The following is a 12,694-nucleotide window of genomic DNA, read 5'->3' as shown; positions in this document are numbered from 1 at the left end:
GTCAACCCGTTTTTTCACCTTTTTTCAAATTGCCGTTTCGGAGTGGCTGTTGCCTTTTCCGTGCGGCGGAGGGCGGTTCTAGGCAAAACAGCCCCCGCCGTCAACAGGTTTTGGCAACAAAATCGACATGTTTTCTTAACATTCCATATTTACAGAACTTTTTAAACGAAAAACACCGCCGCAAACGCGACGGCACGCCTGCTCCGGGCCACTTCACCCGCCTTCATAGCGTCAAGTCTCCCTCCCTACGCCACGACAACCCGGTTCCGCCCTTCCTTTTTAGCCTTGTACAAGGCCGCATCGGCCACGCGCAGCATCTCTTCGAGGCTCGCACTCTGCGGGCCGAATGTCGCTACCCCAATGCTCACCGTAAAACGGATCGTCCCTGCGACGGTCTCCACCGCCAGGGCATCCACTGCGGCGCGCACGCGCTCCGCCGCAACCACCGCCGCCTCGACATCCGTCTCCGGCAGCAGCGCGGCAAACTCCTCCCCGCCGATGCGTCCCACGATATCCACGTCGCGCAGCATGCGCACCGCCGTCTCGGCCAGTCGGCACAGCACGGCATCCCCGGCCTCGTGCCCGTAGGTGTCGTTCACGGCCTTAAAGTCGTCGGCATCAACCATGAGCACCGTGCATGGATGTCGATAGCGCCCCGCGCGGTCCAGTTCACGCTCGGCGAGGCTGATGAAATGAACCCGATTATGCAGCCCGGTCAGCCCGTCGCGGGTCGCCAGCGTTCGCAGGGACTCCTCAAGCTCCTTACGCCATGCCACATTGCGGATGATTCCGATGAAGGTCTCAAATTCTCCATCCCCATCCCTGTCGAACATGCGCCCCGTGGCTGACACCCACACATACTCGCCGCTCCGGCTGCGCAACCTGAAATCAGCCTTGAACACCTGCGAACGTCCATCGACATGAGCGAGCAGCGCATCCGAGACGCCCGCACGATCATTCTCATGTATGTATTCGAGGTCCACGGCAAGGGCAGGGCCCTCGCCATCCCCATAGCCCAGCGTCTGGTAGAGCATCTCGGGCAGGATGGAATGCCCAGTCGCGAAATTGTATTCCCACAACTCCACGTTGGACGCCCGCAGGGCCAGTTGAAAACGCTCCTCGCTGCGGCGCAGACGCTCTTCGGCCTCAAGGCGCGCCGTGATGTCACGGGCGTTGAGGACCACCAGTTGCCGCCCGCCCCCATCCGGCATGACGGACACATGCGCCTCGAAGGACCGGCTTGCGCCCTCGGGGTTGCTCATTCTCTGGACCACGCACTGGGTCCCGCCACCACCGAGGAGTCTATCCACCGCCTCGCGCAGCACAGGAACATCCGCATCGTGCAACAGCTCGTAAACCTGCTGCCCAACCAGATCGGGACCACCCCGTCCCAAAACGGCGCGGCACGATGGGCTGTGGTAGCGAATGCTTCCCGACGGCTCAAAGGCGATAATCAGGTCCGCACCATTTTCGATGAGCCCGCGATAATGCTCCTCGCGCTGCCGGAGTTGCCCAGTCCAGACGATGAAGATCAGCAGAGCGGCCGCCCCACTGCCGGACACGAGCGCCGCGACATGGGTCGATGCATCGAGCCCGTTTCCAAGCCGCGCGTCCGACACGCCTCCATCGACGAATCCTCGTGACAGTGCCGGACGCTCGGCAATGGCGCACACACTCACGGCCGCCGCAGCCCCAAGGGCCACCGCAGCAAGCAACGCGCATGCAACAGCGAACGATCGGCAGGACATGACACCCTCCGGAAAAGCAATGCAACGGACACAGCAATCTGTTTTCTTATCCTATACGCCATCATCACAATTATTCAACAAGTCCCATAGACCGCGAAACGCACTGCGTGCGAAGGACTTTCACCCATCACATCACGCAATGCAAATCGTCCAGAAATCAAAAGACCCGGCACCGCCGAAGCGGAACCGGGTCCTGATGACATGGAATACACTGCCAGCTAGCAGGCGGCAGAGGACAGACTGCGGGTGACGAACGCGCAGATGTCGTCGTAGAGCGTATCCGGATAATATGGCGTGAGCAGACGCGTGCGCACTCCACCGACAAGGTTGCACTGAACGGCGATGGCGGTCTGTTCGACGGGCAGATCACGGATGGAACCGTCGGCCACGCCCCGGGCCACGCAGGCCTTCAGGGTTTCAAGCACGTCGGTGAACTTGCTGGCCATCTCCTCACGGTCTTCGCGAGTCTTGACGTCGCTGTAGGGAGAGCAGCGGATGAGCACAAGGAAATGTTCGTCGGGATCGACGGAAAATTCGAAATACTTGCGGACGAAGCGCTGCACGGCCTCAAGGCCCGTCTCTGCCCCGTCGACTGACTCGCGCAACTGGAAGATGAGATTGTCGAGAACATCCATTCCGGCGGCGAGAAACAGCTTCTCCTTGTTGCCGTAGTGATGCGTCAGCAGCCCGAGGGCCACTCCGGCGCGTTCGGAAATCTTCTTGAATGTGGTCTCGGAATAGCCATGGACTCCGAAGAGTTCCTTGGCCGCCTCCAGCAAGAGTTCTTTCTTAGTCATGCGTCCTACCACAGTTTTCCGTTTTGCCCAGATTCCGGCCCAACCGCAGCCCCGCATGGCGTCGCCGCGACGCGATGCGTCGCATGATGCACCCCAGTTTGCAGGGCAACAACCTGTTAAACGTTATGCACCAAGCCGTCAACGCCCGCACCCAGCCAAGGCTCCCGCGCCGCGGACTTCCGGATAACAGAAAACCCCCTTGGCGGGGGTTCTGCAAGGAGGTGCCTTTAACGCGGGAAATTGCGCGCCCCTGCGGACCTACGGATGGCGCACCCAACACGCGCGGCCCGTTGCGTCGCGATATTCGCGCCGCAACGGGCCGCGCTGTGTGTGCACTCAACCAATGTCGCGAGTCTTCTGCCGGAACACCCGCATAGCCCTTGCGGACAGCAACGGATTATCGTTCAACCTCTGCCACGTGTCGCCTGCTCCACCGGGAGCCGTGTTCCGGCAAAATATTCAATGCGCTTGGGCGCTTGCTGTCATGATGACACCGATCATCGACCGGCTTGAGCATGGCTGTTTGAACAAACAACCAGCTTCTGTCACCTCACTACGTCCATCGTGGGCGGCTGTCAAGCGGCTCATCGCTGTGACGGGCCGTATCGTTCGTTGCCGCATGCGAGACGCAGGCTCCGCCAGCCAAGGGGCCGCTGGGCCCCTGGACCCCCGACATGCGATGGGCCGTCTGCCCTTGGCGGGCCGAGTGGCTTTGCGCGACGAAGCCCAAGTTGGGATTGTTAAGGGCCCCCGGCCCTTGACCGGGGCCGGGGCAGCGCCCCGGTCGCCGAAGGCCATGCCCCGCGCAGCGGCTCATCGCTGTGACGGGCCGTATCGTTCCTTGCCACATGCAAGCCGTAGGCTCCGCCGGCCAAGGGGCCGCTGGCCCCCTGGACCCCCGACATGCGATGGGCCGTCTGCCCTTGGCGGGCCGTGTGGCTTTGCGGGACGAAATCTCATGGAATGTCGCAAGGCAATCCCGCGAAAATACCCTGCCATCAGGCATTCCCGACCCAAGGGCTTCCTCCCCGGCAGGATATCGTGCTATCGTCCACCAAACAACGGAGACCCGCCATGCCCAACGATACGAATCACCCGGACCGCCGCCAAAACGACCGCCGCTCCGACGACCGGCGATCCCGCTTTCAGGACAGGCGCTCCATAACGGATGACCTGAGCGAATTCGACCGCAGATCAACCCCGGAGCGTCGTTCCGGCGACGACCGCCGCACGGGGGCAGAACGCCGCAAGCCATAGCCTGCCCTCCCCGTCGACAATCCTCCCGGCTCGCGCACGAAACGAACCTCGAAAAACGAAGCGCCCCGGACACCGACTGGCGTTCCGGGGCGCATGCATCCGCAGACGTGCTGACGGAAGCTAGAATTCGAGATGCTTGGGTGTGCGGGGGCAGGGGATGACATCGCGGATGTTGGTCACGCCGGTGACCATCATCAGCAGACGCTCGAAGCCCATGCCGAAGCCCGCATGCGGAACGGAGCCGAAGCGGCGCAGATCCATGTACCACCAGTAGTCATCGGGATTGAGACCGAGCTCGGCAATGCGGGAGTTCAGCACGTCGATGCGCTCCTCGCGCTGGCTGCCGCCGATGATCTCGCCCACGCGGGGCACGAGGATGTCCATGGCGGCGACGGTCTTCCCGTCTTCATTGAGACGCATGTAGAACGCCTTGATGTCCTTGGGGTAGTCGTACACGATGACCGGACGCTTAAAATGCTCCTCGGTAAGAAAGCGCTCGTGCTCGGTCTGGAGGTCGATGCCCCACGACACGGGGTACTCGAAGCGATCCTTGCCCTTCTTGGTCTTGGAATTGGCCAACAGGATATCCACAGCCTCGGTGTAGGACACGCGCGCGAAATCCTCGTTGAGGATGGTATCGAGCGTCGCGTCGAGTTCCTTATCCACCCACTGGGCGAAAAGCGCGAGGTCCTCGGCGCAATGCGTGCGCAGATGGCCGACAACGCTCTTCAAGAACGCCTCGCCGAGGTTCATGTCATCTGTGAGGTCGGCAAAGGCCATCTCCGGCTCGATCATCCAAAACTCGGCGGCATGGCGCGGAGTGTTGGAGTTCTCGGCGCGGAAGGTCGGGCCGAAGGTGTACACGTCGCCAAGGGAGGTGGCGAAAATTTCCGCCGCCAACTGGCCGGACACGGTCAGCGCAGCGCTCTTGCCAAAGAAATCGTTCTCGGGATTGCAGGCCTCTGGGCTGGCGGGGTCGAGGGTGGTCACGCGGAACATCTCGCCCGCGCCCTCGCAGTCCGAACCCGTGATGATGGGGGAATGCACGTAGGCGAAGCCGTTGTCGCGGAAGAACTTATGCACGGCGTAGGCCGCCTCGGAGCGGATGCGGAAGATGGCGCCGAACTTGTTGGTACGCGGCCGCAGGTGGGCGATGCTGCGCAGAAATTCGTCGGAGTGGCGCTTCTTCTGAAGCGGAAAGGTCTCGGGGTCAGCGTCGCCGAGAAGCGTCAGACTGGTGCCGTGGACTTCCCACTTCTGCCCGGCACCGGGAGACTCGACGAGGTTGCCCTCCACGGAGATGGACGCGCCGGTGGTCACTCTGGCGATGTCCTCCCAGCCCGCAATCCCCTCATCAACGATGACCTGCAGGTTCGACAGGCACGATCCGTCGTTGAGTTCGATGAAGGCGAAGCCCTTGTTCTCGCGCTTGGTGCGCACCCAGCCCTTGACCACAATGCTTTCCACAGGCGTCTCGGAGCCGAGCGCCTGCCGTACGCGAAGCCGTTTCATCTGCATCTCCTGCACGCTTTTCTCTCTATGATGCCATGTCCGGAGCTCCGCACACTTGACGGAATCCGGCATCTGGGCAAAGTAACCCGAGCCGCATCACAGTACGGACCCGGACATGTCTGCGCCGTCCTTGCCAACGGCTTCGCTGTATACGATTTTTGCGCGGACCGCCACACCGGGCACTGCCCCGGCGCGCGTCGCCGAAGAGATACTTTCCACCGAACAAGGGGTTTTCCACATGGGCTTTTTCTCCAAACTGAAATTCTGGCAGAAGCAGGACACGACGAAACCGCAGGACGCGCCGGAAGCCGTCGAGGCGACACTCGCCCCCGAGATGCCCGCCGAGGCCGAAGCGACAGCGGCACCCGAGCCGACGCCCGCAGCAGCACCCGAGCCGACGCCCGCAGCGGCACCCGCCGAAACTCCCGTCGAAGCCCCCGCAGCTCCCGCCGAAGTCCCCAATGCCGACGCCGAACCAGCCGCGCCCCAACGGGACGCAGCTCCCGAGGAAAACAAGCTCACCGCCGAGGAACCCTGGCAGCGCGAACTGACCCTGCGCCTGCGCGAGGCGGAACCGAAACTTTCCGAATGGCTCTCCGTCGTCCTCGATGGCGTCTCCACGCGCGGGGCGGAGCTCGACACCCGCCTGTCCTTCCTGTTCCGTGCCCTCGGCGCGCCCGAGTCCGAGGCCCGCGACTTCCGCGACCGCTTCAACTCGTGGCTGGACATGATGGAATACGAGGATGTCGCCGACTTCCGGTCGGAACTCCAGTATCGCCTTGCCCTCGCCCTTGAGCTGGAGGACGAGGAGGACGAGCGCAACCGCCTGTTCCTCAAGCTTTCCGAAGGCCTCGAAAAGACCAAGGAACGCATCTCGCGCCGCATCGAAGGCCTGCTGTCCGCCCACGAGACCATGGACGACGCCTTCTGGGACGAACTGGAAGAAATCCTCATCATGGCCGACGTGGGCTACGAGGCCACCGCGAAGCTCATCGCCAACCTGCGCGAACGCGTGCGCAAGGCGGGCGTCACCGAGACCTCCGCGTTCAAGGACCTCATGCGCGAGGAGCTGGAAGAGGTCTTCCGCACCGAGCGCCGCATCACCGCCGTGAACCCGCCCGAAGTCGTACTCATGATCGGCGTCAACGGCGCGGGCAAGACCACCACCATCGCCAAGCTCGCCCACCGCGCGCAGATGCAGGGCAAGAAGGTCCTCGTCGCCGCTGGCGACACCTTCCGTGCCGCAGCCATGGAGCAGCTTCAGGTCTGGGCCGAGCGCGTGGGCGCGGGCTTCTTCGGCAAGGGCGAGGGCGCGGACCCGGCCGCCGTGGCCTTCGAGGCCGTGGATATAGCCCTGCGCGACGGCTACGACATGGTCTTCGTGGACACAGCTGGTCGCCTGCACACCAAGGTGGACCTCATGGCCGAGTTGACCAAAATCCGCAACGTCCTCGGGAAAAAGCACCCCGGCGCGCCGCACCGCAGCGTGCTGGTGCTCGACGCCACCACCGGCCAGAACGCCCTGTCGCAGGTGAAGCTCTTCGCCGACGCGGCAGGCATCGACGAAATCATCCTCACCAAGCTCGACGGCACCGCCAAGGGCGGCGTGGTCGTGGCCATCGCCCTCCAGCACGGCATCCCGATCACCTACATCGGCCTCGGCGAAAAGATGGAAGACCTGCGCCCCTTCAACGGCAAAGACTTCGCCACCGCCCTGCTCTCCTAGCCGAACCGGAATCATCACGAACCAAAACGGCCCCGCTCGCGACGCGAACGGGGCCGTTTTTTTTGACGCCTCCGGCGGCCGGGCGCTGCCCGGACCCGGTCAAGGGGGTGACCCCCTTGACAATCCTCACTAGGGCTTCGTCATACAAAGCCGCACGACGCACCAAGAGCACCCACGCCCATCGCATATCGGGGGTCCAGGGGGCCAGCGGCCCCTTGGCCGGCGGAGCCTACGGCTTGCATGCTGCAATGAACGATACGGCAGGCCACAGCGCCGATCACGCCGCACCGCGAGACGCGACACAACGCGAAAGCGGCCCGGCGGGTACCCGCCGGGCCGCTCTACACATGCGGCATGAGCCTCTCGGCTAGACGTCCTTCATCTGTTCGATGAGCTTCTGGAGTTCGTCGGCGAGCATGGCCAGATCGGTCACAGCCTGCGCGGACTGGCGCATGGCCTCTGCGGTATCGCTAGCGATGCGGTTGACCTCGTCGGTGCTGCGGTTGATTTCCTCCGACGCGGCGGACTGCTCTTCGCTGGCCGTGGCAATGGCGCGAACCTGATCGGCCGTTTCCTCCACGATGCCAACGATGAGACGAAGGGAATCACCCGCCTTGCGTCCAAGCTCCGTGGTCGCGGTGACAGTTTCGGCGGTCTCGTGCATTCCCTTGATGTTGTTTCGTGTTCCGTCCTGAATGGCGGACACGGCGTCGCCGACCTCCTTGGTGGCGGCCATGGTCTTTTCGGCGAGCTTTCGCACCTCGTCGGCGACGACGGCGAAGCCGCGTCCCGCGTCACCGGCGCGGGCCGCCTCGATGGCCGCGTTGAGGGCCAGCAGGTTGGTCTGATCCGCGATGTCGGTGATGACGGTCATGACCTTGCCGATATCCTCGGCCTGCGTGCCAAGCACGTTGAGTCCGTCCACCATGCGCTCGGTCTCGGATTCGAGACGCAGGATGCTCTGGACCACCTGCTCGACGATCTTGCCGCCCTCTTCGGCGTTGCGGCGGGCTTCCTCGGCGTTTTCGGCCGTCTTACCCGCATTGCTCGCCACTTCGAGCACCGAGGCGTTCATCTGCTCCATGGCCGTGGCGGCCTCGGACGTACGTTCGCGCTGGATGTCCGAACCACGACTGGATTCCTCGACCTGCGCGGCCAGTTCCTCGGACGCAGAGGTGATGCGATGGACAATGCCCTCCAGTTGGTTCGCAGCGTGCAGCATGCCTTCGCGGCGCGCATTCTCGGCCATGGACCGGGCTTCCTCGGCCTCGCGCAGGGCGACCGAGGCCTTGGCGGTCTGCTCCTCGGCCTCGGCGGTCTTGTCCTCGGCAGTGCGGATGAGATCGGCAAGGTTCCCCACCATGCGCGCCAGCGCGCCATGCAGGGTGAGCAGTTCGCCGCCGAATCCGGATTCGTCGGGCATGGACTTGAAATCACCCGTGGAAATGGCTTCGGCCGCGTTGACCAGCACCCCGATAGGTCGGGAAATGGAACGGGCGATGAGCAGCACGATAATGATAATGACCGCCACGGCACCGGCGGACAGCCAGATGCTGAGCGTCATAAATCTATTCGCGTCGTAGTAAATCTTCTCCACCGGCAGCGCGATGCCGATAGCCCACGGCGTGGATGTTCCGGCAATGACGATGGGCTCGAACAGAAACAGATATTCCACACCATCCAGCGGCGAAACGACCTGTCCTTGCCACCGCTTGCCCGCACCCACGGCGGCCAGCAGTTCCTTGGCTGCTGCCTCAGGAAAGGCCTCGGAAATATTCTTGCTCACGACCTGTTCGAACTTGTGGGCGACACAATAGCCCTTGTGGGACACGACGGTTGCATATCCGGTTTCAAGCGGACGGATGCTGTCCACCATCACCTGAAACGCGCCAATGGTGAAGTCGATGCCCACGATGCCAATGAAATTCCCACCGTTGATCATGGGCACGCTGACTGTGGCCAGAATCTCATCGACGACGGTGGTGGTGTAGGGTTCGGTGAGCACCGGAGCGCGCGTGTCACGCGGTCCCTTGTACCACGCACGGGTATGGTCTGGATCGTACTGGATGAGGTCTTCGGCAGCCAACCCGCCATCCTTTCTGAAGAAATACGGGCCATAGCGGCCATTGGGACCGTACCACGGCTTCACACCCACGTAATCTGCATCGCGCCCATCCAGGGCATTGGGTTCGAACACGGCCTGAATGCCGAAGAACGTCTCATCGGACAGAGTCACCCGACGCTGGACCTCGTCCACCATGTCACGGCTGACATCTTCCTTGTGTTCGCTCATGGCGATGAAGGCCGCACCGGTAGACAGGCACGCATCGAGCGCCTTCTCGATGCTGTTCTTGACCTGGTTGCCATATCTGACCGCCATCTGCTGCGCCATGTTCTCTGCCGCGCGGGTCGACATATCCCTCGTACGCGAGACCACGATGAAGGAATAGACGACCAGAATGACGATCATGGCCGAGCAAATGCTCAGGCCAATCTTGTTCCCCAGTTTCATATTCTTGAGCATGCACGGCCTCCTGAGCGTTGCGTCTCCTCCCGGAGCTGGGAGTCCATACAACTGTACCTCAACTCGGCATTTATCCACAAGACACAAGGTTTTTCCGCGAGTGGGCACTCACAGCCAACTCCCCGCGAATTCACCGAAATTTACGAATCGCCTGCGGCGACCGATGTGTCATTGGGCGGCGTCGACGCCCTGCGGCAATATCTTGGGCAACGAAACCGTGAACGACACGGTGCCATTCTTACGCTCGAAGGAGAGATGCCCGCCAAGGTTCTTGAGATTGCGAAAGCTCACGGCAAGACTCACGGATGAGCCTTCACCGTCAAAGGGCAGGATCAGAAGCTCCTGCTCGCGCGTGAGGTCGGTGTCGGCTGGCGCGGTGACATCGAAGCCAACCACGACATGCCCGGCTATCTCGCGCGTGCTGAGCATGAGCCGCCCCTTCCCGGTGACGGAGGACAGGATGTGATTGAGGATGTTGTAAAACGTTTCGGTCAGCAGATCGGAATCGGACTTGATGGCGGGCAGGTCGCTGGCCAGACGATTCACGATGTCCAGATTCCCACGAGCCGACGACGAGGCAAGACGGTCGAGGCAGAAGGTCAAAAGCGCATTCACAGAACAGATGCGGCTCTTCACCGGCACCGGAGCGAGATAGGAACTGATGCGGTTCATGAGTTCCTCGATGCGTTTTGTCTCCGAGACGATGACCTCTATCTCAGCCATATCCGGATGCTTGCGCGCGAGCACACGGGCGAAGCCGCCAAGGGCCATGAGCGGATTGCGTATCTCGTGGGCGAGTTCGTGGGATATCGCGCCGAGGGTGTTGAGCTTTTCACGCTGGATGAGCACCTTGTCGAGGAACTGCCGCTCGGTGACGTCGGTGATGACGCCGTGGACGTGCGGCCCGGAATCGGCGCGCTCCTCGTCCATAGGCATGGACCGCGCACGCAGATACACGAGGTAGCCCTTGCGGTGCTCGAAACGGAACTCATGCAAAAATTCTTCGCCATCGAAGCCCCGCCGTAGCGCCTTTTCAAGCCCCTCCCGATCCTCCACCACCGTATGCTCAATGATCCATCCAGCTTCGGCCATGGCCTCCTCGGGCGGATATCCGAGAATGCCCTCACAGGTGTCGTTAATGAAATCCAGCCGCATCTGCGGCGTAAGCGAAAAAATGACGACCGGCAGATTCTGCACGAGGCGCTGGTAGCGTTCCTGCGCACGGCGCACGGCCTCGCGCAGATCCTTGCGCTCAAGGCAGTTGCGGATGGTCTGCTCAAGAATATCGAAGTTGACGATGGGCTTGGTGATGTAGTCCCACGCTCCGGCCTTGAAGGCGCTTATGGCGTCGCTGATGTCGGCCTTGGCCGAAACGATGATCACCGGCGTATCCGGCGACGCCGCATGGATGGACGCCAGCACCTCCAGCCCGTTCAGGCCGGGAAGCCCCATGTCGAGCAGCACGAGGTCCGGGCGTTCACGCTTGAAGGTCTCCACCCCGACGATGCCGTCCTCGGCCTCAAGCATGGAATAGCCGCTATCGCCCAGCCAATCCACAATGGATTCGCGCACCCGCAGTTCGTCCTCGATGCTCAGGATGCGTATGTCGCGCGAGTTGACCATCACATCGAACTCCCTTCGCCGTTGCCTATGGGCAGGACCATATAGAATTCGTTCATGCCGCCCCGACGGCGATAGCCCACGACGCCACCGTGCAGTTCCACAATCTGGCGCACAAAGAACAGCCCGTGTCCGCTTCCTTCGGCCTCCCCGGCGTTGGAACCGCGAAATCCCGGATCGAAAAGCTTCGGCACGTCGGCCGGATTCACCGCTGGCCCGGAAGACCCCACGGCCACACACAGCCCGTCTTCTCCGGTCGCCTCAAAAAAGTGAGGCAGCAGCTCCCAGCCAACCGAAATCTGCCGTCCCGCAGCGGCCTCGCCATCCCCCACTGCGGCGTACTTCGCGGCGTTGGAGAACAGGTTGGAAAAGACCTGAGCCATGAGGCCCACATCCACCTGCACCTCCAGCCGGTGGTCCGGCACGTCGCGCAGGCCGGGAACCACGGTTATGGCCCGGTCCTGAAAGCGGCTCTCGTGCTGGACGAGCTGCGGCTCGATGATGCGTAGCGGCAGGTGGCAGGGACGGCGCTCCAGAACATAGCGCCCTTTCTCGAAATGGCTCTGCCGGAGCAACGTTTCGAGATACAGGCTCGTCTGCTCGTAGTGGCGGGCTATCTCCAGATACTGTGCTTCGAGCTGGGCGTGCAGTTCGCGCAGATCGTCGCAGCTCTCGCCAAGGGGCCGCGTGAGCGCCTCGCCGCCCTCGTCGCACAGCGCGCCGAGGGTGTCGATGCTGCGCTTGAGCCGCCCAAAAAAGAGCTTGAAATACATGTTGGGAACGATGACATTATGCCCGATGTCCTTGACCAAATTCCGAATGAAGGCCAAATGCCGCCTGTTCGCGCCGTGGATCATGCGCAGATGCTGCTGGAAGCCGATGCGGTTGGCGAACTTTTCCCAGAACAGGCGGTCCCGATCGGTGAACGTGCCGCCGTGGCGAATCTCGATGTATCCGATCACGTCGTCGCGGGGGACGAAGGGCAACTGGTCGATGAAGCGATGGTTGCCACGAATGGGGCAGCAAAACCGCCCGTTAACATCCACGGGCTCGGAAGGCAGGGCGTCCCCGTCAAAGGGCGGCGACGCCGAAGGCGCGGTGCTGTGCACGCAGCGCAGGACGGATTCGGGGGATAGGAGATACAGTGACGCGTCGAGACCGAAGATGACCTTGGGAACGCTGACGCAGACCGCGTGAAAATCGCTTTCGCGCTCGAATTCCTGCACGAGATCGAAAAAGATGTTCAGGGCGCTGCTTTTGGAGGCCTCGAACTCGTAGCGGCTGTAGTCGCAGACCTTGCGCAGGATGCGGGTACGAATGCGGCGCACGATCTCCGAGCCGGACTCCCCGGCGTCAGCCCAGTCCTCCGGCGCCGGACATGCGCGATTGCGATCTTTGGACATGACGCTCCCATGGCAATGCTTCGGTTGTCATGCAAAACGGAACACGGTCCACTATCGCACATTGTCGCACATACCGACGAAAATTCAAGACCCTCCGAGCCACTCGC

General features: G+C 62.3%; 8 protein-coding genes. 2 read left to right on the top strand and 6 right to left on the bottom strand.

Annotation, left to right across the window (positions count from 1 at the left end; all coding sequences use genetic code 11):
- Positions 1-245: 245 nt before the first annotated feature.
- A complete protein-coding gene (locus tag GGQ74_RS15090; RefSeq protein ID WP_167942419.1) occupies positions 246-1,748 on the bottom strand; it encodes a sensor domain-containing diguanylate cyclase in 1,503 nt (500 codons plus the stop codon).
- 218 nt (positions 1,749-1,966) lie between these two features.
- Positions 1,967-2,545, bottom strand: a complete 579-nt coding sequence (locus tag GGQ74_RS15085) for a TetR/AcrR family transcriptional regulator (RefSeq protein WP_167942418.1) — start codon at positions 2,543-2,545, stop codon at positions 1,967-1,969.
- Positions 2,546-3,619: 1,074 nt separating this feature from the next.
- Between GGQ74_RS15085 and GGQ74_RS15080 the strand changes: the two genes are divergently transcribed.
- Complete coding sequence (locus GGQ74_RS15080) at positions 3,620-3,802, top strand: hypothetical protein (RefSeq protein WP_167942417.1); 183 nt, start codon at positions 3,620-3,622, stop codon at positions 3,800-3,802.
- Between the two features lie 120 nt (positions 3,803-3,922).
- Here GGQ74_RS15080 and asnS read toward each other — a convergent pair whose 3' ends face one another.
- Positions 3,923-5,314 carry an asparagine--tRNA ligase gene (asnS, locus tag GGQ74_RS15075; RefSeq protein WP_167942416.1) on the bottom strand — a complete coding sequence of 464 codons (1,392 nt, stop codon included), beginning with the start codon at positions 5,312-5,314 and terminating at the stop codon, positions 3,923-3,925.
- A 238-nt stretch (positions 5,315-5,552) separates the two neighbouring features.
- Here asnS and ftsY point away from each other — a divergent pair, with 238 nt between their 5' ends.
- On the top strand, positions 5,553-7,040 hold the full coding sequence (ftsY, locus tag GGQ74_RS15070; protein WP_167942415.1) for a signal recognition particle-docking protein FtsY: 1,488 nt from the start codon (positions 5,553-5,555) through the stop codon (positions 7,038-7,040).
- Between the two features lie 367 nt (positions 7,041-7,407).
- Here ftsY and GGQ74_RS15065 read toward each other — a convergent pair whose 3' ends face one another.
- From GGQ74_RS15065 to GGQ74_RS15055, 3 genes are all read right to left on the bottom strand, one after another.
- Entirely contained in the window at positions 7,408-9,564 is a 2,157-nt protein-coding gene (locus tag GGQ74_RS15065; protein ID WP_167942414.1) for a methyl-accepting chemotaxis protein, read from the bottom strand.
- Positions 9,565-9,732: 168 nt separating this feature from the next.
- A complete protein-coding gene (locus GGQ74_RS15060; RefSeq protein ID WP_167942413.1) occupies positions 9,733-11,187 on the bottom strand; it encodes a response regulator in 1,455 nt (484 codons plus the stop codon).
- Positions 11,187-12,587, bottom strand: a complete 1,401-nt coding sequence (locus GGQ74_RS15055) for a sensor histidine kinase (protein ID WP_167942412.1) — start codon at positions 12,585-12,587, stop codon at positions 11,187-11,189. Before GGQ74_RS15055 ends, GGQ74_RS15060 begins: the two co-directional genes overlap by 1 nt.
- Positions 12,588-12,694: the final 107 nt, after the last annotated feature.

It is taken from the genome of Desulfobaculum xiamenense, from assembly GCF_011927665.1.
In the GTDB taxonomy this organism is placed as follows: Bacteria; Desulfobacterota; Desulfovibrionia; order Desulfovibrionales; family Desulfovibrionaceae; genus Desulfobaculum; species Desulfobaculum xiamenense.
This window is presented reverse-complemented; position numbering and strand designations above follow the sequence as displayed.